General features: G+C 70.4%; 18 protein-coding genes. 15 read left to right on the top strand and 3 right to left on the bottom strand.

Annotated elements, in window-relative coordinates; genetic code table 11:
* The 7 genes from CY658_RS11825 (at position 1) to CY658_RS11795 (ending at position 8,234) form a co-directional block, all read left to right on the top strand.
* Entirely contained in the window at positions 1–822 is an 822-nt protein-coding gene (locus CY658_RS11825; RefSeq protein ID WP_101490427.1) for an enoyl-CoA hydratase/isomerase family protein, read from the top strand.
* A 106-nt stretch (positions 823–928) separates the two neighbouring features.
* Positions 929–2,032 carry a CaiB/BaiF CoA transferase family protein gene (locus CY658_RS11820; protein ID WP_101490426.1) on the top strand — a complete coding sequence of 368 codons (1,104 nt, stop codon included), beginning with the start codon at positions 929–931 and terminating at the stop codon, positions 2,030–2,032.
* A gap of 72 nt (positions 2,033–2,104) precedes the next feature.
* Positions 2,105–3,700, top strand: coding sequence for an acyl-CoA synthetase (locus CY658_RS11815; RefSeq protein WP_257884849.1), 1,596 nt, complete (start codon positions 2,105–2,107; stop codon positions 3,698–3,700).
* Entirely contained in the window at positions 3,681–5,285 is a 1,605-nt protein-coding gene (locus CY658_RS11810; protein WP_257884848.1) for a long-chain-fatty-acid--CoA ligase, read from the top strand. Before CY658_RS11815 ends, CY658_RS11810 begins: the two co-directional genes overlap by 20 nt.
* Positions 5,286–5,324: 39 nt before the next feature.
* Entirely contained in the window at positions 5,325–6,476 is a 1,152-nt protein-coding gene (locus CY658_RS11805; RefSeq protein WP_101490424.1) for an acyl-CoA dehydrogenase family protein, read from the top strand.
* A 14-nt stretch (positions 6,477–6,490) separates the two neighbouring features.
* Complete coding sequence (locus CY658_RS11800; protein WP_101490423.1) at positions 6,491–7,282, top strand: enoyl-CoA hydratase/isomerase family protein; 792 nt, start codon at positions 6,491–6,493, stop codon at positions 7,280–7,282.
* A 58-nt stretch (positions 7,283–7,340) separates the two neighbouring features.
* Positions 7,341–8,234, top strand: coding sequence for an SDR family oxidoreductase (locus CY658_RS11795; RefSeq protein ID WP_101490422.1), 894 nt, complete (start codon positions 7,341–7,343; stop codon positions 8,232–8,234).
* Between the two features lie 12 nt (positions 8,235–8,246).
* On the opposite strand, the gene CY658_RS11790 is transcribed toward CY658_RS11795, so the two are convergent.
* A complete protein-coding gene (locus tag CY658_RS11790; protein WP_101490421.1) occupies positions 8,247–10,985 on the bottom strand; it encodes a LuxR C-terminal-related transcriptional regulator in 2,739 nt (912 codons plus the stop codon).
* A gap of 138 nt (positions 10,986–11,123) precedes the next feature.
* Here CY658_RS11790 and CY658_RS11785 point away from each other — a divergent pair, with 138 nt between their 5' ends.
* The 6 genes from CY658_RS11785 (at position 11,124) to CY658_RS11760 (ending at position 18,111) form a co-directional block, all read left to right on the top strand.
* Positions 11,124–12,332, top strand: a complete 1,209-nt coding sequence (locus CY658_RS11785) for an acetyl-CoA C-acetyltransferase (protein ID WP_101490420.1) — start codon at positions 11,124–11,126, stop codon at positions 12,330–12,332.
* 31 nt (positions 12,333–12,363) lie between these two features.
* Entirely contained in the window at positions 12,364–13,776 is a 1,413-nt protein-coding gene (locus tag CY658_RS11780; protein WP_101490419.1) for an enoyl-CoA hydratase-related protein, read from the top strand.
* Positions 13,773–14,612 carry an acyl-CoA thioesterase gene (locus CY658_RS11775; RefSeq protein WP_101490418.1) on the top strand — a complete coding sequence of 280 codons (840 nt, stop codon included), beginning with the start codon at positions 13,773–13,775 and terminating at the stop codon, positions 14,610–14,612. The genes CY658_RS11780 and CY658_RS11775 overlap by 4 nt, the downstream gene beginning before the upstream one ends.
* Positions 14,609–15,025 carry an EthD domain-containing protein gene (locus tag CY658_RS11770; RefSeq protein WP_099793048.1) on the top strand — a complete coding sequence of 139 codons (417 nt, stop codon included), beginning with the start codon at positions 14,609–14,611 and terminating at the stop codon, positions 15,023–15,025. Before CY658_RS11775 ends, CY658_RS11770 begins: the two co-directional genes overlap by 4 nt.
* A gap of 89 nt (positions 15,026–15,114) precedes the next feature.
* The gene (gene fadB / locus CY658_RS11765; protein WP_101490417.1) at positions 15,115–17,265 is read left to right on the top strand and encodes a fatty acid oxidation complex subunit alpha FadB; all 2,151 of its coding nucleotides are present in this window, start codon (positions 15,115–15,117) and stop codon (positions 17,263–17,265) included.
* A gap of 63 nt (positions 17,266–17,328) precedes the next feature.
* The gene (locus tag CY658_RS11760; RefSeq protein ID WP_099793044.1) at positions 17,329–18,111 is read left to right on the top strand and encodes an SDR family NAD(P)-dependent oxidoreductase; all 783 of its coding nucleotides are present in this window, start codon (positions 17,329–17,331) and stop codon (positions 18,109–18,111) included.
* A gap of 22 nt (positions 18,112–18,133) precedes the next feature.
* On the opposite strand, the gene CY658_RS11755 is transcribed toward CY658_RS11760, so the two are convergent.
* A complete protein-coding gene (locus tag CY658_RS11755) occupies positions 18,134–18,922 on the bottom strand; it encodes an enoyl-CoA hydratase (protein WP_101490416.1) in 789 nt (262 codons plus the stop codon).
* Between the two features lie 158 nt (positions 18,923–19,080).
* Here CY658_RS11755 and CY658_RS11750 point away from each other — a divergent pair, with 158 nt between their 5' ends.
* The gene (locus tag CY658_RS11750) at positions 19,081–20,238 is read left to right on the top strand and encodes an acyl-CoA dehydrogenase family protein (protein WP_101490415.1); all 1,158 of its coding nucleotides are present in this window, start codon (positions 19,081–19,083) and stop codon (positions 20,236–20,238) included.
* A gap of 21 nt (positions 20,239–20,259) precedes the next feature.
* Here the strand turns inward: CY658_RS11750 and CY658_RS11745 are convergent, their stop codons facing one another.
* Positions 20,260–20,769 carry a MarR family winged helix-turn-helix transcriptional regulator gene (locus tag CY658_RS11745; protein ID WP_101490414.1) on the bottom strand — a complete coding sequence of 170 codons (510 nt, stop codon included), beginning with the start codon at positions 20,767–20,769 and terminating at the stop codon, positions 20,260–20,262.
* Between the two features lie 135 nt (positions 20,770–20,904).
* On the opposite strand from CY658_RS11745, the gene badH reads away from it, so the two are divergent.
* On the top strand, positions 20,905–21,672 hold the full coding sequence (gene badH / locus CY658_RS11740) for a 2-hydroxycyclohexanecarboxyl-CoA dehydrogenase (RefSeq protein ID WP_101490413.1): 768 nt from the start codon (positions 20,905–20,907) through the stop codon (positions 21,670–21,672).
* The last annotated feature ends 18 nt before the right edge of the window (positions 21,673–21,690 follow it).

Raw genomic sequence — 21,690 nt, 5'->3', positions numbered from 1 at the left:
ATGTCCGACACCGATGACATCCTCATCGACCGCAGCCGCGAAGGCATCGCGCTGCTCACGCTGAACCGCCCGGCGCGCCTCAACGCGCTGAGCCAGCCCACCGTGCGGCGCCTGTGCGCCGCGCTCGACGCGCTGGCGCAGGACGACAGCGTGCGCGTGCTGGTGCTCACCGGCGCCGGTCGCGGCTTCTGCGCCGGCTGGGACCTCACCACGCCGCTCACGCGCCGCGACGACCAGCCGCTCGACGGCGAGCCTTCGGTGGCCGACCTGATGGCGGGGCAGGAGCTGTTCGCCGGCATGGTGCGGCGGCTGCGCGCGCTCGACAAGGTGGTGATCGCCGCCGTCAACGGCGTGGCCGTGGGCGCGGGCTTTGCGCTCACGCTGGGCGCCGACATCCGCGTGGCCGCGCGCTCGGCGTCGTTCCATGTGGGCGCGGTGCGCATCGGCCTCACGGCCGGCGAGTGCGGCATCAGCTACCACCTGCCGCGGCTGGTGGGCGCCTCGCGCGCCTTCGAACTCATGCTCACGGGCCGACCCGTGCCGGCCGACGAAGCGGAGCGCATCGGCCTGGTCGCCGCGCTGGTCGACGACGAAGCGTTGCTGCCGCGTGCGCTCGCCATGGCGGCCGACGTGCTGCGCAACAGCCCCTACGCCACGCGCCACACCAAGCAGCTCATGTGGGCCAACCTCGAAGCGCCGAGCCTCGACGCCGCGCTCGAGGTGGAGAACCGCGCCCAGGTGCTGGCGCTGAAGACCGACGATTTCCGCGAGGCTGCCGCCGCCTTCGCGGCCAAGCGCGCGCCCGTCTTCACGGGCCGTTGAACGGGTCTGCCTCGCTTTCGTCGCTTCGGACGATGCGACGCCGGCGCCCGCGCGCCAAGATGCCTCTACACAACAGGCCGCCGGGTGCGCGCCAGAGGAGACACACATGGCAGGACCCCTGAAAGGACTTCGGGTCGTCGAGATGGCCGGCATCGGCCCCGGCCCCTTTTGCGCGATGCTGTTCGCCGACATGGGCGCGGAGGTGCTTCGCATCACGCGCCCCGGCACGCGGCGCGACCCCCACGACATCCTGGCGCGCGGGCGCAGCACCTGGGAGGTCGACCTGCGCGCCCCCGGCGCCGCCGCCCCCGTGCTCGACGCCATTGCGCGCGCCGACATCCTCATCGAGGGCTTCCGCCCCGGCGTGATGGAACGCCTGGGCCTGGGCCCGGCCGAATGCCACGCGCGCAACCCGCGCCTGGTCTACGGCCGCATGACCGGCTGGGGTCAGCACGGCCCGCTGGCGCACGCGGCCGGCCACGACATCAACTACATCGCCATCAGCGGCGCGCTGCACGCCATCGGCCGCTCGGGCGAGGCGCCCGTGCCGCCGCTGAACTACGTGGGCGACTTCGGCGGCGGCGCCATGCTGCTGGCCTTCGGTTTGCTGGCGGCGCTGCATGAGGTCAAGGCCTCGGGCCAGGGCCAGGTGGTCGACGCGGCCATGACCGACGGCGCCGCACTGCTGTCGGCCATGATGTACGGCTTCAAGTCGGCCGGCCAGTGGAGCAACCAGCGCGGCGAGAACATGCTCGACGGCGGGGCTCACTTCTACGACACCTACGCCTGCGCCGACGGCAAGTACGTGGCCATCGGTTCCATCGAGCCGCAGTTCTATGCGCTGCTGCGCGAGCGCTGCGGCCTGGTCGACGACCCCGCCTTCGATGCCCAGATGGACGCCGACCGTTGGCCGCTGCTCAAGCTGCGCCTGGCCGACGTGTTCCGCACCCGCACGCGCGACGAGTGGTGCGTGCTGCTCGAAGGCAGCGACGCCTGCTTCGCCCCCGTGCTCGACTGGGATGAAGCCCCGCAGCACCCGCACAACGTGGCGCGCGGCACCTTCGCGACCGTGGGCGGCGTGGTGCAGCCCGCGCCTGCGCCGCGCTTCAGCCGCACCGCGCCGGTCGTGCCGCCGGCCGTGTCGCCCGACGACGGGCAGGCGCTGCTGCAGCGCTGGGGCGCCGCTGCGCCTGTGGCCGAAGCGCGCTGACGTCTTCCTTCTTCCCTGGGCATGCGCGTTGGCGCATGCATGGCATTCACGCACCGACAGGAGCCCGTGCCCATGCAAACCATGCAAACCATGCAATCCACGCAACCGAAGCTGTACCTCACGCAGGCCCTGCACCGCGCCGTGCAGTGCAGCCCGCGCGCCGTCGCCACCGTGTTCCAGGGGCGCACGCGCACCTACGGCGAACTCGGTGATCGCGTCGCGCGCCTCGCGGGCGCGCTGCGCCGGCTGGGCGTGCGGCCCGGTGACCGCGTGGGCGTGCTCGCGCTCAACGCCGACCGCACGCTGGAGTACTACCTGGCCGTGTGGTGGGCGGGCGGCGTGGTCAACCCGGTCAACACGCGCTGGAGCGTGGCCGAGATGGCGCACTCGCTCGACGACTGCGCCACCGGCATTCTTTTCGTCGACGACCAGTTCCTGCCCGTGGCCGCCGAGCTGCGCGCCGCCGCACGCGCCGTCACCACCTGGGTCTACATGGGCGAGCGCCAGGCGCCCACCGGAATGACCGACTGCGAAGCGCTGATCCGCGAGAGCGCGCCCGTGCCCGACGCGCTGCGCGGCGGCGACGACCTGGCCGGCGTGTTCTACACCGGCGGCACCACCGGCCGGCCCAAGGGCGTGATGCTCAGCCAGGCGGCGCTGGTGATCAATGCGCAGGTCTCGATGCTCGGCGCGTTCTTCGACGACAGTGCGCGGCTGTTGCAGGTGGCGCCGCTCTTTCACCTGGCAGGGCTGTCGTTCCTGCTGCGCGGCGTGCTCATGGGCTGCGCGCAGATCATCCTGCCTGGCTTCTCGGTGGACGGCATGCTCGCCGCCATCGAGCGCGACCGCGCCACCAACCTCATGGCCGTGCCCGCGATGCTGCAGATGCTGGTGGACGACCCGCGCACCGCGCAGGCCGACCTGTCGAGCGTGCGCTTCGTGGGCTACGGTGCCTCGCCGATCACCGAGGCACTGTTGGAGCGCGCCTTCGCCACCTTTCCGCAGGCCGAGTTCGCGCAGGGCTACGGCATGACCGAGCTGTCGGCCGGCGTGAGCTACCTCACGCGCCACTACCACTCGCCCGAAGGCCGCAAGCTCGGCAAGCTGGCCTCGGCCGGGCAGGCGCTCTCGGGCATCGACCTGCGCGTGTGCGACAGCGACGGCCGCGAGGTGCCGCGCGGCACCGTCGGCGAACTCACCGTGCGCAGCCCGTGCGTGATGCAGGGCTACTGGAACCTGCCCGAGCAGACGGCCGCCGCGTTGCGCGATGGCTGGATGCACACCGGCGACGCCGCGCGCATGGACGACGACGGCTTCGTCTTCATCGTCGACCGCTACAAGGACATGATCGTGAGCGGCGGCGAGAACATCTACTGCGCCGAGGTCGAGGGCGCGCTCGCACGTCACCCCGCCGTGGCCGCCGCCGCCGTCATCGGCGTGCCCGACGACCGCTGGGGCGAGGCCGTGCATGCGGTGGTGGTGCGCAAGGCCGGCAGCGATGCCGATGCCGAGGCGCTCATCGCGCACTGCCGCGAACTGATCGCCGGCTACAAGTGCCCGCGCAGCGTGGCGTTCACCGAGGCACTGCCGATCTCGGGCGCCGGCAAGGTCATGAAGTACCGCCTGCGCGAGCCGCACTGGGCCGGCCATGCACGCCGGGTTGCCTGACAAAACCACCAAGGAGACGACACCCATGTTCCTCACCCAGCCCCTGCACAAGGGCCGCCGCGAGAAGGCCCGCGAGACCGCCGTGGTCTGCGGCGCCCATCGCCTCGACTTCGCGACGCTCACCGACCGCGTGGCGCGCCTCGGTGCCGTGCTGCAGCAGCTCGGCATGGCGCGCGGCGACCGCGTCGGCATGATGAGCCTGAACTCGCACCGCTTCGTCGAGTTCTTCTTCGGCACCTGGTGGGGCGGCGGCGTCATCAACCCGGTGAACATCCGCTGGAATCCGAAGGAGGTCGCCTACTCGCTGGACGACTGCGACACGCGCATCCTGCTGGTCGACGACCTGTTCGCGCCCATGGCCGGCGAGCTGCGCAAGCTCTCGACCTCGCTGCGCACCGTGGTGTACTGCGGCGATGGTCCTGTGCCCGAGGGCATGGTCGGCTATGAGGCGCTGCTGGCCGAGGCCACGCCCATCGACGATGCGCCGCACAGCGCCGACGAGCTGGCCGCCATCATGTACACCGGCGGCACCACCGGCCGGCCCAAGGGCGTGATGCTCACGCACGGCAGCCTCTACATCAACGCGCTGAGTTCGGTGGCGGCGGTGCCGCGCGAGACGCGCAACGCGGCCGTGGTCATCGCCGTGCCCATGTTCCACGTGGCCGGCTGCGGGCTGTCGCTGCAGAGCATCTTGCGGCTGGTGCCGCAGCACGTGGTGCCGATGTTCGACGAGGTGGCGATCCTGCAGGCCATCCAGGCCTCGCGCGCCACCGAGATGTTCCTGGTGCCCACCATGATCAAGCGCGTGATCGAGCACCCGCGCTTTGCCGAGTTCGACCTGTCGAGCCTGCAGATGCTGCTGTACGGCGCCGCGCCCATCGACGTGGCGCTGCTCGAGCAGGCCATGGCCGCGCTGCCCGCCACGAGCTTCTCGCAGGCCTACGGCATGACCGAGCTGTCGCCCACCGTGGCCGTGCTGATGCCGCACTTCCACCTGCCCGGGCCCGACCGCAACCGCCTGCTGCGCGCGGCCGGCACGCCGGTGCCGGTGGCCGAGATCCGCATCGTCGACGGCGAAGACAACGAGGTGCCCCCCGGCCAGGTCGGCGAGATCGTCGCGCGCGGCCCCATGGTCATGAAGGGCTACTGGAACAAGCCCGCCGAAACCGAGGCCGCATTGCGCGGCGGCTGGATGCACACCGGCGACGGCGGCTACATGGACGCGCACGGCCTGCTGTTCGTGGTCGACCGCATGAAGGACATGATCGTGAGCGGCGGCGAGAACGTGTACTCGGCCGAGGTCGAAAACGCCATCGCCCAGATGCCGCAGGTGCTCATGTCCGCCGTCATCGGCGTGCCCGACGACAAGTGGGGCGAGCGCGTGCATGCGGTGATCGTGTTGCGCGAAGGCATGTCGCTCACGGCCGACGACGTCATTGCGCATTGCCGCGACCAGATCGCCAACTACAAGTGCCCGCGCAGCGTGGAGTTCCGCGAGGCGCTGCCGCTGTCGGCCGCCGGTAAGCTGCAGAAGTTCCAGCTGCGCGAGCCCTTCTGGGCCGGTAAAGAGCGCCGCGTCGGCTGACCCCATTCCCCTCATTTCAAGACACTGAAGGACCACCCCATGCCCATCGATTTCAGCCGCTCGTGGAGTGACGAACAGCTGGAGCTGTACCGCGACAACGTGGTGCGCTTCGTCGAGACCGAGATCGTTCCGCACGACGAAGAGGCGCGCAAGCGCGGCCACGTTGGCCACGAGGTGTGGCGCAAGGCCGGTGCCCTCGGCCTGCTGTGTTCCGACATTCCCGAGGCCTACGGTGGCGCCGGCGGCGACTTCCGCCACGAGGCCGTGTTCTACGAAGAGAAGGCGCGCCGCGCGCTCAGCGGCATGGCCAGCTCGGTGCACACCATCGTTGCGCACTACTTCCTGAACCACGGCACCGAGGCGCAGAAGCTGAACTACCTGCCGCGCATGGCGCGCGGCGAGCTGGTCGGTGCCATCGCCATGACCGAGCCCGGCGCCGGCTCCGATCTGCAAGGCGTGCGCACGCGCGCCGAGAAGCAGCCCGACGGCAGCTACCGCATCCGCGGCTCCAAGACCTTCATCACCAACGGCTTTCTTGCGGGCGTGGTGCTGGTCGTGGCCAAGACCGACCCGACGCAGGGCGCCAAGGGCACCTCGATCCTCATCGTCGAGACCGAGGGCTGCGAGGGCTACCGCGTGGGCCGCGTGCTCGACAAGATCGGCATGAAGGCGCAGGACACCTCCGAGCTGTTCTTCGACGACGTGCATGTGCAGGCCGACGCGCTGCTCGGCGGCCAGGAAGGGCAGGGCTTCTTCCAGCTCATGAGCGACCTGCCGTACGAGCGCACCATCATCGGCGTGAACGCGCTGGCCACTATGGAAGGCGCCTACCAGGCCACGCTCGACTACGTGCGCGACCGCAAGGCCTTCGGCAAGCCGATCGCCGAGTTCCAGAACACCAAGTTCAAGCTGGCCGAGATCGCCACGCAGATCAAGGTCGGCCGCGCCTTCATCGACCGCTGCGTGGAAGACCTCGTGGCCGGCCGGCTCGACACCGCCACCGCCTCCATGGCCAAGCTCTGGGCCTCCGAGACGCAGGGCCGCGTGGTCGACGAATGCCTGCAGCTCTTCGGCGGCTACGGTTTCATGACCGAGTACATGGTCGCGCGCATGTACGCCGACGGGCGCGTGCAGCGCATCTATGGCGGCACCAACGAGATCATGAAAGAAGTGATCTCGCGCGCGCTGTGAATGCGGTCCACGTCATGAGCGACGTCTTGCAGATCGAACGGCGCGACGGTGTCGCCTGGCTCACGCTGAACCGCCCCGAACGCCTCAACGCGCTCGACCCGGTGCTGGTTCGCGCGCTGCGCGAGTATTTCGAAGGCCTCAATGCGCGCAGCCCCGAGCGCGTGGTCGTGCTGCAGGGCGCGGGCCGCGCCTTCTGCGCCGGGCTCGACCTGAAGGAACAGGCGGGCGGCGAAGACCTCGGCGTGGCCGACATGCTCGAACAGCAGAAGGGCATCCGCGACATCATGCTGGCCATGCGGCGCTGCCCGCAGCCCATCGTGTGCGTGGTGCAGGGCGCGGCCAGCGGCGGCGGCTTTGCGCTCGCGCTGGCATCCGACGTGCGCCTGGCCACGCCCGACGCCCGCATGAACGCCGCCTTCATCCGCATCGGCCTGTCGGCCTGCGACGTCGGCGTGAGCTACTTCCTGCCGCGCATGGTCGGCAGCTCGGTCGCGGCCGAATACATGCTCACCGGCCGCTTCATGGACGCGCAGCGCGCCTACGCGCTGGGCCTCGTGAGCCGCGTCGATGCGCTGCCCGCGCTGCAGGCCGAGGCGCAGGCGCTGGCCGACGACATGCGCAACGCGACGCCCGTGGCGCTGCGCCTCACCAAGGAGGCGCTGGGCCTTGCCGTGGACGCCGGCAGCATGGAAGCGGTCGTCGCCATGGAAGACCGCAACCAGGTGCTGTGCACCCAGACCCGCGATTTCCGCGAAGGCATGACCGCCTTCCTCGAGAAGCGCGCGCCCGTCTACACGGGGCGCTGAGCTTCATCTTCATCCCGCACGTCTTCGCGTGCATGCAAGCAAGCACACAAGGATTCCCATGACCCTCGACGACCTGATGTTCAAGCCCGGCCTGCTCGCCGGCCGCCGCTACCTCGTGACCGGCGGCGGCAGCGGCCTGGGCCGCGTGATGAGCGAGGCGCTGCTGCTGCTCGGCGCCGACGTGTACATCTGCGGGCGCCGCGCGCCCGTGCTCGAAGAAACCGCCGCCGAGCTCATGCACCTGCATGGCGGGCGCGTGATCCCCAAGACCTGCGACATCCGCCAGGACACGCAGATCACCGAGATGCTCGACGCCATCTGGGCCGACGGCGGCGCGCTCGACGGCCTCGTCAACAACGCTGCAGGCAACTTCGTGAGCCGCACAGAAGACCTGTCGCCGCGCGCCTTCGACGCCATCTCGAGCATCGTCTTTCGCGGCAGCTTCTGCATGACGCTCGAATGCGGCAAGCGCTGGCTCGCAGAGGGAAAGGCCGCGTCGGTGCTGTCGATTCTCACGACCTGGGTGTGGAACGGCTCGCCCTTCACCGTGCCTTCGGCCATGTCGAAAGCCGGGCTGCACGCCATGACGCAATCGCTCGCGGTCGAGTGGGCCGGCCGCGGCATCCGCTTCAACGCCATCGCGCCGGGCCTGTTCCCCACCGAGGGCATGAGCGCGCGCCTGAACCCCGGCGGCGGCGAGCACAAGGCAGAGCGCAACCCGATGGAACGCAACGGCCGCATGCCCGAGCTGGCCAACCTCGCGGCCTACCTGCTCGGCCCGGGCTCGGAGTACGTCAACGGCCAGACCATCGCCATCGACGGCGCGCAGTTCCAGGCCACGGGCGGGAATTTCTCGCGCATGTCGGAATGGAAGGACGACGACTGGCAGCGTGCCCGCGAGAACATCGCGGGGCGCGATGCGCAGGACAAGCGGCAGCGGCTGGCGGCTTGACTGGCTGGCTGGTCAGCGAATCACGCCGAGCTTGCGCGCAATCGCCACCGCCTCGGTACGGCGTTTGGCCCCCAGCTTCATGTTGATATTGCGCAGGTGCGTGCGCACCGTGCTCTCCGACACGAACAGCTTCTCGCCCATCGCGTTGTTCGAGTAGCCCTCGGCCAGCAGCTGCAGCACGCGGATCTCCTTGCGCGTGAGCGGCTCCTTGGTGGCATCGCCCGAGGGCGCCTCGGCGTCGATCGGTGAGGGCGGCGGGCCGAGCACCTGCAGCAGCCGCTGCAGGTAGTCGGCCAATATCGGGTCGCTGCGCAGCACGGGCGCCACGGCACTGGCCTCTTGCTGCATGGCGGCGGCATAGCGGTGCACCAGCGTGCCCACGGACGGGCCTTCGTCGAGGATCAGCCGCACGAAGCCTTCCTGGCTGGCGGTCTGCAGCACGGCGCCGATTTCTTCGATGGCGGTGGCGAGGTCGCCTGCGCGCTGCAGTGCCAGCGCGCGCAGCACGCGCAGCTTGAGCGCGCGGCGGTTGCGATTGGCGGCGACGGCGGCGTGCAGTTCGGCGTCGAGCACGGTGAGGGCCGCGCGCGCGTCGCCGAAGGCGATGTCCCAGCGTGCCTTGGCGAGGGCGAGGTAGTCGAGGTCGTGCGCGGGCAGGCGCTGGCGGCGTTCGCGCTCCCACAGCTCGGGGTCGTCGGCGCGCTGCAGCTCGTCGCGCGAGGCAGGGCCGTTGCCCTGCAGCAGCAGCATGTGCGCGCGCTCCAGCTTGGCGCCCGCGACCACGCGCGGCAGCTGGCGGTGGTGGCCCAGGTATTCGAGTTCGGTGAGCGCCTGGAACGCGGCGTCGATGTCGCCGGCGTGGAAGGCGATGCGCGAGCGCATGACGTGGCTCAGGATCATGTGGTCGGGCAGGCCCACGTCGCGCGCCAGCGGCAGGTACACGTTCAGCAGGTGCTCGGCCTGCACCAGCTGGTTGGTCTCGTACACGGCGCCCGCGTACAGCACGCCGGCCCAGGCGTTGCCGTGGCTGTGGTTGTACGACACGGCATGCGTCGAATCGACCGCCATGCGCAGCCGCGCAGTCGCCTGGCGCAGCCGGCCTTCGGTGAGGTCGAACAGGCCCGCGAGCGACTCGGTGTACATGCGGTTGAAGGTGCTGTTGCCCTGCTCGCGCCGTGCGGCCTCGAGCAGGCGCTGTGCCTCGCGCTGGTCGCCGCGCACCGCGAGGATGTGGGCCATCGCGTTGAGCAGCACGCCTTCGGCAAAGGCCAGCCCGGTGGGCATGCGAGCGAGGCTTTCGCGGCCGGCTTCATACGCCGCGTCGTGCTGGTCTTCCATCGCGAGCAGCAGCGGAATGAGCGTGTGGGCGTTGGCGCGCACCTCGGGAATGGGGCTCTCGAGGCAGCCCGACTGTTCGAGCAGACGCATCGCGTCCCACGGGCCGTGCGTGAAGCAGGTGGCCCACAGCGCGATGAGCTGCAAGAACGGATGCTCGCGCAGCTGATGCTCGGGAATCGCCGAGAACCAGCGCGCCAGCATGCGCATGCGGCCCTGTTCGAGGAACTGCTCGGCGTAGCTGTCGAGCAGCGTGAGCGCATGCGGATGGTCGCCGCCTTCGATCGCATGGTCGATGGCGGGCACGGGCCGGCCGTGCGACTCGTACCAGCCCGAGGCCGCGAGGTGCAGCCGCGCGAGTTCGTCGGGCCGTTCGCGCGCGAGTTGCGCGCGCAGAAAGTCGGCGAACAGGCTGTGATAGCGCCACGCGCGCACCTCGCCACCCGCGTCGCCGCTCACGGGCGTGAGGAACAGGTTGGCGGCGGCGAGCTGTTCGAGGATGACGGCGCTGTCGCCGCGCGGGCTGAGCGCCTGGCACACCGACGCATCGAGCTGACGCAGGATGCTGGTGCGCAGCAGAAAGTCGCGGATCTCGGGCGGCTGGTGCGCGAGCACGTCTTCGGCCAGGTAGTCGGCCACGGCGCGGTCTGAGCCCGAGAAGCGCTCGATGAAGCCGGTCTCGATGCCGTGCCGCTCCAGCGCCATCGACGCCAGCCAGATGGCCGCGACCCAGCCTTCGGTCTTGCGGTGCAGCTGCGAAAGCATGTCGGCCGGCAGCGCCTGCGGCGGCTGCGCGGTGGCGTGCGGCGCATGCGCCTGGCGCAGGCCGATGAAGGCGCTGGTTTCTTCCAGCGTGAAGCGCAGGCGGTCGGTGTCGATCTCGATGAGCTGTCCGCGCGCGCGCAACCGGCCCAGGCCCAGGTCGGGCAGGCTGCGCGAGCCGATCACGATCTGCCCGCGCCGCGGCAGGTGCTCGACCAGCTCGCGCACGAGGCCGAGCACGGCGGGTTCCTGCACCACCTCGAAGTCGTCTAGAAAGAGCGTGAAGGGCGAGTCGTGCGCGGCCAGCGCGGCCACCGCATCGAAGGGCGCGTGGCTGGCGGGCTCGTCCACGCCGATGCGTTGCACGGCCTCGGCCAGGCAGTTGAGAAAGCGCGAGACGTCGTTGTCGGCGCGGTCGAGCGTGAGCCACGCGGTGGCGATGCCCTGCGCGTCCATGCGTTCGCGGATCTGCGCCATGGCGGTGGTCTTGCCGAAGCCGGCGGGTGCGCGCACCAGCACGAGCTTGACGGTCGCGGCCGCGATTTCTTCGCTGATGGCGGTGCGCGGCACCTGCGTGGCCACGAAGGCCGGCGGGTTGAGCTTGGTCTCGAGAATCCGGAGCGAGGAAGGGGGAACGGGGGCTGGTGCAGGCATCGCGAAGGGGGAGTGAATGCCTGGAAATTCCGTCGCTTCCGACGATTCCGGCAACCGATTCTGCTTCCTAAACTGGCCGCAGACAAACTGAATTCCCCTGCATCCGGTGGCCCTGCGCACCCGGGCAGCGCCCTGCCCATGACCCACGACGTTTTCATCTACGACCACGTGCGAACCCCGCGCGGCAAGGGCCGCGCCGACGGTGCGTTGCACCCCATCACGCCGGTGCAACTGGCCACGCAGGTGCTGCAGGCGCTGCGCGAACGCCATGCGCTCGACCCCACGCAGATCGAGGACGTGGGCCTGGGCGTGGTGATGCCCGTGGGCGAGCAGGGCGCCGACATCGCGCGCGTGGCGCTGCTGTCGGCGGGCTACGGCGACAGCGTGGTCGGCTTTCAGCTCAACCGCTTCTGCACCTCGGCGCTCGACACGCTCAAGATGGGCTTCGGCCTCGTGGCCTCGGGCCAGGCCGACGCGGTGATCGGCGGCGGCGTGGAGTCGATGTCGCGCGTGACCATCGGCAGCGACGGCGGCGCCGTCTACACCGACCCCGCCGTGGGCCAGCGCTACCCCTACATCCCCAACGGCGTGGCGGCCGACCTCATGGCCATGCTCGACGGCGTGGACCGCGAGGCGGTCGATGCCTACGCGATGGAAAGCCAGCGCCGCGCCGCCGTGGCGCAGGCCGAGGGCCGCTTCGACCGCTCGCTCGTGCCCGTGCGCGACCGGCTCGGCCGCACCGTGCTCGCCAAAGACGAGGCCAACCGCCCCGGCACCACCATGGCCGACCTCGCCAAGCTCAAGCCCGCCTTCGCCGGCGTGGCCGCGCAGGGCTACGAAGCGATCCTGCTGCAGCGCTACCCGCAGCTCTCGCACATCGCGCCGATTCACACGGGCGGCAATTCGAGCGGCATCGTCGACGGCGCCTGCGCGGTGCTGCTGGGCAACCGCGACTACGGCACGCGCAACGGCCTCGTGCCGCGCGCGCGCATCGTCGGCAGTGCCTCGTGCGCCGACGAGCCGCTGCTGAGCCTGGGCGGCCCGATGCCGGCCACCGAACGCCTGCTGGCGCGCTGCGGCCTGCGCATCGGCGACATCGACCTGTTCGAGGTCAACGAGGCCTTCTCGGTGGTGCCGATGCGCTATGCGCGGCACTTCGACATCGACCCCGCGCGCATCAACGTGAACGGCGGCGCCATTGCGCTGGGCCATCCGCTGGGCGCGACCGGCGCGATCCTCACGGGCACGCTGCTCGACGAGCTGGAGCGGCGCGACGCGGGCCTGGGCCTGGTCACGCTGTGCGCCGCGGCGGGGCAATCGACCGCGCTGGTGATCGAGCGCGTCTGAGCGCGTCTTCTGCTTCAAGTTTTCTTTTCTCATGCACTCCAACATCCGATTCGAGGTCGATGCCGACGGCGTCGCGCTCCTCACCCTCGACGTGCCCGACCGGCCGATGAACGTGTTCACGCCCGGCTTCACGGCCGACCTGCGCGCGGCCGTGGCGCAGATCGCGCAGCGCGCCGACGTGCGCGGCGCGGTCATCACCTCGGGCAAGGCCAGCGGCTTCATGGCCGGGGCCGATCTCAAGGACCTCGTGGGCTTTCATGCGACGGGCGGCAGCGCGGCCGATGCCGCCGAGGCCATCGCGCCCGGCGGGCGCGCGCTGCGCGAGCTGGAGCGCTGCGGCAAGCCCGTGGCGGTGGCGATCAACGGCGTGGCGCTGGGCGGCGGTTTTGAACTGGCGCTGGCCTGCCATCACCGCGTGCTGCTCGACGAACCGCGTTCGGTGGTCGGGCTGCCCGAGGTCACGGTCGGCCTGCTGCCAGTGGGCGGCGGCACGCAGCGGCTGCCGCGCCTCATCGGCATTGCGCGCGCGCTGCCGCTGCTGCTCTCGGGCCAGCACGTGGCGCCGGCCGAGGCGCTGTCGCTGGGCATGGTCGATGCGCTCGCGCCGGCCGACCAGCTCGTGCAGGTCGCGCGCCGCTGGGTGCTCGACCACCCCGAGGCCGGCCAGCAGCCGTGGGACGTGAAGGGCTTCAAGGTGCCGGGCGGCGCGGGCGCACTGGCGCCGCACGCGGGTGCGAGCTTCGGCGCCACGCTGGCGCAGGTGCGACGCGACACGCACGACAACCTGCCGGCGCCGCTGGCCATCCTGTCGGCCGTGTACGAAGGCACGCAGCTGCCGATGGACGCGGGCCTGGCGGTCGAGGCACAGTGCTTCGGCCCCTTGCTCGCCGGCCCGGTGGCGCGCAACCTGATGCGCACGCTGTTCGTGAACCGGGGCGCGGCGCTGCGGCGCAAGGGCGACTTGAGTGCGGTCAACACCGCGTATGTCGAACGTCTGCGGCAGCTGTACCGCAGTGAAGGCCAGGCGCTGTTGAGCGAGGGCGTGTCGCCTGCGCTGATTGCGAATGCCGCGCGGCAGGCTGGGCTGGGCGAGAGTCCGCTGACCGCTGAAGTCGTCGCGACACAGTCCGCCGCATCGCAGCCCGACGCACGCGCCGTGGGCGAACGCCTGCTGTCGCTGCTCGCGCTCGAAGCGGCACGTTGCCTCGAAGAAGGCGTGCTGAAGCAGCCGGTCGAAGCCGACCTCGGCGCCGTGCTCGCATCGGGCTACCCCGACTGGACCGGCGGCACGCTCTCATACATAGAGACCGTCGGCCTCGCCGCCTTTGTCGCACGCTGCGACGCACTCGCAGAGCGTCACGGCGAGCGCTTCAAGCCTACGGCAGCGTTGCGCGAGCGTGCGCAATCGAACACGCTGTTCTATCCGACGGAGCAGGCCGCGTGAGCACAGGCCGCGCGGAAGCGCTGCAGTCGCTGGTCGCGCAGCTGCAGCTCGAACAGCTCGAGAAGAACCTGTTTCGCGGCACCAGCACCGACATCGGCGCGCCCGCCGTCTTCGGCGGCCAGGTGCTCGGGCAGGCGCTGATGGCCGCGGCCCGCACGGTCGACGGGCATGCGGCGCATTCGCTGCACGGCTACTTCTTGCGAGCAGGCGACAAGGCCGCGCCCATCGTCTACGACGTCGACCGCATCCGCGACGGCGCGAGCTTCACCACGCGGCGCGTGGTCGCCATCCAGCATGGCGAGCCGATCTTCCATATGTCGGCCTCGTTCCACCGGCGCGAGGAGGGCGTGTCGCACCAGTGCGCGATGCCGGAGGCGCCACCGCCCGAAGCACTGACGCCGCGTGCCGGCTCGCGCGCTGGACCTCCTATACGGGTCGAGGGGCCGATCGAGTTCCGCTACGTCGATCCGCGCGACCCGGTGACGGCTGGCCCGCGCCCGCCGCAGAGCCAGCTCTGGCTGCGCACGGCCGACGCGTTGCCCGACGACCCGCTGCTGCACCAGGCCATGCTGGCCTATGCCTCCGACTACAGCTTCATGGGCGTGGCGATGCAGCCGCACGGCCTGGCGTTTCAACAACCCGGCGTGCAGGGCGTGAGCCTGGACCACGCGATGTGGTTCCACCGCGACTTCCGCTGCGACGACTGGCTGCTGTACGACGCCGACTCGCCCTCCGCTGAACATGCGCGCGGCTTCTGCCGCGGCGCGCTGTTCGACCGCGCGGGCCGGCTCGTGGCCTCGGTCGCGCAGGAAGGCCTGATCCGGGTGCGTCGATGATCAAGCTCGTCTTCTGCCTGCGCCGGCTGCCGCACCTGGACCGCGCGCAGTTCCAGCACCACTGGCGCCATGTGCATGCACCGCTCGTCGCCGAGCGCGCCGAGGTGCTGGGCCTGCGCCGCTACGTGCAGTCGCACACGCTCGACGACGCACTGGTGCAGCCGCTGGCCGTGCCGCGCGGCAGCCCTGCGCCCTTCGACGGCGTGGCCGAGCTGTGGTGGGACAGCCTCGAGGCGCGCACCGGCGCGCGGCGCGACGAAGCCCGCCGCGCCAGCGCCGAGCTGCTGGCGGACGAGCGCCGCTTCATCGACCTGGCCGCCTCGCCGATCTTCTTCACCGACGAGTTCGCCGTGGTCGGCGACCCTGCCGCCGAGGCGGTGCGCGACTACCTGCAGGCGCGCGGCCGCCTGTAATCGTCGCTTCGGACGATGCCTGCGCGCAGGGCGCGTCCCTAAACTTTTTCCCACAGGCTGGCGTGTCGCCGGCCGCGAGGAGACCCCCTTTGTTCCAAGGCGAAAGCATCGAAGTCCTGCTGTTGCAGGACGGGCTGGTGGAGCTGCGCTTCGACCGGCGCGGCGAGGCCATCAACAAGCTCGACGCGCGCACCGTCGACGAATTCCGCCAGGCCACCGAGCGCATCGCGACCTCGCCGGATGTGCGCGGCGTGCTCGTGACGAGCGCGAAAGACGTGTTCATCGTCGGCGCCGACATCACCGAGTTTGGCGCCACCTTCCAACAGGCCGAGGCCGACATTGCGCGCGGCGTGCGTGCCAGCAACGAACTGTTCAACGCCTTCGAAGACCTGGCCGTGCCCAGCGTGGTCGCCATCAACGGCTTCGCGCTCGGCGGCGGGCTGGAGCTGGCGATGCTCGCGCCGCTGCGCGTGATGGCCGACACGGCCCAGGTCGGCGTGCCCGAAGTGAAACTGGGCCTGTTCCCCGGCTTCGGCGGCACGGTGCGGCTGTCGCGCCTGGCAGGCCTGGCCACGGCCATCGACTGGGTGGCGAGCGGCAAGCCGGCCAAGGCGCCGGCCGCGCTCGCAGCGGGCGTGATCGACGAGGTCGCGGCGCCCGACGCGTTGCGCGACCGCGCGCTCGCGCTGCTGCAGCGTGCGGTGCGCGGCGAGATCGACTGGCAGGCCGCGCAGCAACGCAAGCGCGCGCCGCTGGCGCTGTCGGCGCAGGAGGCGGGCGCGCTGGTCGAGACCGCGCGCACGCAGGTGGTGGCGCGCAGCGGCAAGCACCAGCCCGCAGCCCTCATCGCGCTCGAAATGATGACCGAGGCCGCAGGCCGCGACCGCGCGGGCGCGCTCGACCTCGAGTCGGCCGCCTTCGGCCGCGTCGCGAAGACGCAGGCCGCGGCTTCGCTGGTGCAGGCCTTTCTCAACGACCAGGCGCTCAAGAAGCTCTACAAGCGCCACGCGCGCGAAGGCCGTCCGGTGAAGCAGGCGGCCGTGCTCGGCGCCGGCATCATGGGCGGCGGCATCGCCTACACCAGCGCACTGCGCGGCACGCCGGTGCGCATGAAGGACATCGCGCAGCCGCAGCTCGACCTGGGCATGGCCGAGGCCGGCAAGCAGCTCGCCAAGCAGGTGAAGAACGGCCGGCTCGCGCAGGCAAAAGCTGATGCCATTCAGGCGTCGATCGTGCCGCAACTCGACGAGGCCGGCTTCGACACGGTGGACTGCGTGGTCGAGGCCGTCGTCGAAAACCTCGAGGTCAAGCGCAAGGTGCTGGCCGCGCTGGAAGGCAGCGTGAAGCCCGGCACCGTGATCGCGTCGAACACCTCGAGCCTGCGCATCGACGACATCGCCCAGCCGCTCGCGCGGCCCGAAGACTTTGTCGGCATGCACTTCTTCAACCCCGTGCCGGTGATGCAGCTGGTGGAAGTGATCCAGGGCGCGAAGACGAGCAACGCGGCCGTGTTCACCGCCGTGGGCTATGCCGTGGCCATGGGCAAGACGCCCATCGTGGTGAAGGACTGCCCGGGCTTTCTCGTCAACCGCATCCTCACGCCGTACATCAACGCCTTCGTGCAGCTGGTGGCCGATGGCGCCGACTTCGAGGCCGTCGACCGCGCGATGGAAGCCTTCGGCTGGCCCATGGGCCCGGCCTACCTGCAGGACGTGGTGGGCATGGACGTGGGCGCGCACGTGGGCGACGTGATCGCCGCGGGCTACCCGCAACGCATGCCGGCCCTGGAACGCAATGCCGTGAAGCTCATGGTGGCGAACAAGCGCTACGGCCAGAAGAACGGCGCCGGTTTCTACCGCTACGAGAACGACCCCACGGGCCGACCGCGCAAGTCCGCCGCGCCCGAGGCGCATGCATTGGTTGCCACGCTGCAGCCGCAGGGCCGGCGCGACTTCGCCGATGCGGAGATCGTCGAACGCATGATGCTGCCGATGGTCGTCGAGGCCGCGCACGCGCTCGAAGACGGTGTGGTCGCCACGCCGGCCGAGCTCGACATGGCGCTGCTGCTCGGCGTGGGCTTTCCGGCCTACGCGGGCGGTGCGCTCAAGTACGCCGACTGGCTGGGGCTGGACCGCGTGGTGGCGCTGTGCGACAAACATGCGGCGCTCGGCGCGCCGTATGTGCCCACGGCGCGCATGCGCGAGATGGCGGCGCAGAAGCTGCGCTACTACCCGGTCTGAACGGCAGGCGTTTCGTTTTTCTTTTTTCTCTTCCTCTCTCTCACTCTCCAAGGACAACAAGAGATGCAACTCGATTCCAGCATTGCCGCCGTCGTCACGGGCGGCGCCTCGGGCCTCGGGGCCGCCACCGCGCGCCGCCTGGCCAGCCACGGCGTGAAGGTCGCGCTGTTCGACCTCAACGAGGCGCAGGGCGAGGCCCTGGCCAAGGAACTGGGCGGCGTGTTCTGCAAGGTCGATGTCACGTCGGAAGAGCAGGTCGACGCGGCCTTCGCCAAGGCCCGCGCCGCACATGGGCAAGAGCGCGTGCTGGTCAACTGCGCCGGCACCGGCAACGCAGTAAAGACCGCGAGCCGCGACAAGGCCTCGGGCGAGATCAAGCACTTTCCGCTCGCCAACTTCGACCGCATCATCCAGATCAACCTCGTGGGCACCTTCCGCTGCATCGCCAAGTCGGCGGCCGGCATGCTCACGCTCGACACGCTGGAAGACGGCGAGCGCGGCGCCATCGTCAACACCGCCTCGGTCGCGGCGCAAGACGGCCAGATGGGCCAGGCCGCCTACACGGCCTCGAAGGCCGGCATCGTCGGCATGACGCTGCCCATTGCGCGCGACCTCATGGGCGAGGGGATCCGCGTCAACACCATCCTGCCGGGCATCTTCAACACGCCGCTGCTGCAGGGCGCGCCCGACAACGTGAAGGCCGCGCTGGCCGCCTCGGTGCCCTTCCCCAAGCGCCTGGGCAACCCGGCCGAGTACGCGACGCTGGCCGAGCTGATGATCACCAACGGCTACTTCAATGGCGAGAGCGTGCGGCTGGACGGCGCGATCCGGATGGCGCCGCGCTGACGCCGGGGCAGAGGGGCCGTCGTCAGCCCTTCTGCGCACGCCCCCGCGCCTGCACCGCCTCGCGCCGCGCGCGCAGCACCTCGGGCGTGAGCGCCGCCGCCCATTCACGCGTGGCGGCCTGCTCCAGCGCCATGCCTTCGGCAAAGCTGCGCGCATGGCCGTCGTCGATCAGGCGTTTGTAGACCGGCAGCATCTCGGGCAGCGCGCTCGCGATGTCGGCGGCCAGCGCGAGCGCCTCGGGCATCAGTTGTTCGGGCGTCGTCACGCGGTTGACCAGCCCCCAGCGCTCGGCCTGCTCGGCGCCGACGAAGTTGCCGCTGAAGGCCATCTCCTTGGCACGGGCAATGCCGATGAGCCGCGACAGCCGCTGCGACAGTCCCCAGCCCGGGATCACGCCGATGCGCGCGTGGGTGTCGGCAAAGCGCGCCTCGCTCGACGCGATCAGCAGGTCGCAGGCCAGCGCCACCTCGAGGCCGCCCGTGATGGCCGCGCCGTTCACGGCGCCGATCACCGGACGCGGAAAGTTCGCGAGCGCGGTGGCCACGTCGGTGCCGGCGTCGCCGGTGATCGCGCCCGGGTCGATCTCGCGCAGGTCGAGGCCGGCGCAGAAGGCGCGGCCCGCGCCGGTGAGGACCAGCACGCGCGCGCTGTCGTCCTGCGCGAGCGTGTCGAGCGCGCGCACCAGGGCGCGCCGCAGCGCGAGCGACAAGGCGTTCATCGCTTGCGGGCGGTTCAGCGTGAGGCAGGCGCAGCCGTCCTGCGGGCGGGTGAGCAGGAGGATGTCGGCGTCGTCGGTTGCAGGTGTGTTCATGGCGTGTCAGTGTTGGGCGCAGGCCGTGCCGCGGCATCGTCGGAACGGACGAATCCGGCGGGCTTGTCCCGCTCACGACTCAAAACCCGCGCCCGCATCGGCACCATGCGCCGCATTGTCTTCATTGAATCCACTGAGAGAAAGAAGGAGCGTCCCCCATGGACTTCAGCCTCACCCCGGCCCAGCTCGACCTGCAGGAACGAACGCGCCGCTTCATCGCCGAGGAGGTGATGCCGCTCGAATCCGACCCCCGCCAGGATTCGCACGGCCCCGCCGAGGCGCTGCGCGACGAGCTGGTGGCGCGTGCACGCCGCGCCGGCCTGCTCACGCCGCATGCGTCGAAGGAACACGGCGGGCTGGGCCTGTCGCACATCGACAAGGCCATTGTGTTCGAGGAGGCGGGCTACTCGCCGCTCGGCCCGGTGGCGCTCAACATCCACGCGCCCGACGAAGGCAACGTGCATCTGATGGAAGTGGTCGCCACGCCGGCGCAGAAGGCGCGCTGGCTGCAGCCGCTCATCGACGGCCACGTGCGCTCGTGCTTCTGCATGACCGAGCCGCCGCCCGGCGCCGGCTCCGACCCGTCGATGATGCAGACCGTGGCCGTGCGCGACGGCGACCACTACGTGATCACCGGGCGCAAGTGGTTCATCACCGGCGCCACCGGCGCGGGCTTCGCGATCATCATGGCGCGCATGGAAGACGGTTCGTCGACCATGTTCCTGGCCGACATGAACCAGCCCGAGATCGTGATCGAGCGGCAGATCGACGCGCTCGACAGCTGCTTCACCGGCGGCCACGGCGTGGTGCGCTTCGACGGCCTGCGCGTGCCCGCCGCCGACGTGCTGGGCGCCATCGGCGAGGGCTTTCGCTACGCGCAGGTGCGGCTCGCGCCCGCGCGCCTCACGCACTGCATGCGCTGGCTCGGCGCCGCGCGCCGCGTGCACGAACTCGCCACCGACTACGCCCGCCGCCGCCAGGCCTTCGGCCATGCGCTGGTGGAGCACGAGGGCGTGGGTTTCATGCTGGCCGACAACGACATGGACCTGCACGTCTCGCGCCTGACGATCTGGCACTGCGCGTGGGTGCTCGACCAGGGCGGCAAGGGCCGGCACGAGTCGAGCGTGGCCAAGGTGCTGTGCTCGGAGGCCGAGTGGCGCGTGGTCGACCGCTCGGTGCAGATCCTCGGCGCCAGCGGCGTGTCGGACGAGACCGTGGCCGCGCGCATCTTCCGTGACATGCGGGCCTTCCGGATCTATGACGGCCCGTCGGAGGTGCACCGCTGGAGCATGGCCAAGCGCCTGGCCAAGGCCTGATTCAGGCTGCGGGGGCCGGCGTCATTCCGCCGGCTCTTCCGCTCCCCCCTGCGCATCGTCCACCCGCTGCATGTTGTCGAGCAGCTTCAGCAGGTAGTGCAGGGTGTGCGTGACGTCGTTCACCGAGAACCCGTCAAGCACCTGCTCGTAGTAGGCGTAGATCTTCGGCTGCGCCTCCACCTTCCACACGTGTTGCCCCGACCCGGTCATCGTGACCAGCCGTGACCGCCGGTCGCGGCTGTCGGGCGCGGTCGTCACGTGCCCGTCGCGCTCCATGCGGCTGACCAGGCCCGACAGGTTCTGGCGGCTGACCTTCAGGTAGCGCGCCAGGTCTCCCACGCTCATTCCCCCCACGGCCTCGTCGCGCGACAGCGCGCCGAGCACGGCCCATTGCTGTGTCGTCAGGCCCTCGGCTTCGACCGCGCGGCTGCCGGTTTTATGCAACATGTTTGCGCATTGATAGAGGCGGAAGAACACCCTGTTTGCCAGCGCCATGCGCGCTGCGTCGGTGTTTTCACTAGTGTTTGGCATGTTTTTTCTTTCGGAAAGGCTTGCGCGACGCCACAGCAGCATTTAATAATACGTCAACGTATTTACGTAAATGCCTCAAAAGTGGCGCCCAACGGCCCAACGATATAGCAAGCCCTCGCACCCCAGGAGAACCAGATGCAGCGATTTCAGGACAAGACAGTGATCGTCACCGGCGGCGGTGGCGGCATCGGCGGCGCCACCAGCCGCCGTTTCGCCCAGGACGGCGCCCGCGTGGCGGTGTTCGACATGAACCTCGAGGCCGCCGAAGCGGTGGCCGCGCAGATCCGCGCCGACGGCGGCCAGGCGCAGGCCTTCCGCTGCGACATCACCGACCGCCCCGGCGTCGATGCGGCCGTGGCCGCCGTGGTGGAGCGCTTCGGCCCGGTCGACGTGCTCGTCAACAACGCCGGCTGGGACGTGTTCAAGCCCTTCACCAAGACCGAGCCCGCGCAGTGGGACAAGCTCATCGCCATCAATCTCACCGGCGCGCTGCACATGCACCACGCGGTGCTGCCCGGCATGGCCGCGCGCAAGGCGGGGCGCGTCGTCAACATCGCCTCCGACGCGGCGCGCGTGGGCTCGTCGGGCGAAGCGGTGTACGCGGCCTGCAAGGGCGGGCTCGTGGCGTTCTCGAAGACCATCGCCCGCGAGCACGCGCGCCACGGCATCACCGTGAACGTCGTGTGCCCCGGCCCGACCGACACCGCGCTCTTCGCCGAATACAAGGAAGGCGCGGGCAACCCCGAGAAGCTCATGGAGGCCTTCACGCGCTCCATTCCGCTGGGCCGCATCGGCCAGCCGAACGACCTGCCGGGCGCCATTCTTTTCTTCGCCAGCGACGACGCGGCCTTCGTGACCGGGCAGGTGCTCAGCGTCTCGGGCGGTCTGACGATGAACGGCTGACCCGCACACCACCGACAC

Origin of the sequence: Variovorax sp. RO1 (assembly GCF_002849325.1) — a bacterium.
Lineage (GTDB): Bacteria > Pseudomonadota > Gammaproteobacteria > Burkholderiales > Burkholderiaceae_C > Variovorax.
The sequence above is the reverse complement of the archived record's forward strand: the minus strand, read 5'-3'. Positions and strand labels throughout refer to the sequence as shown.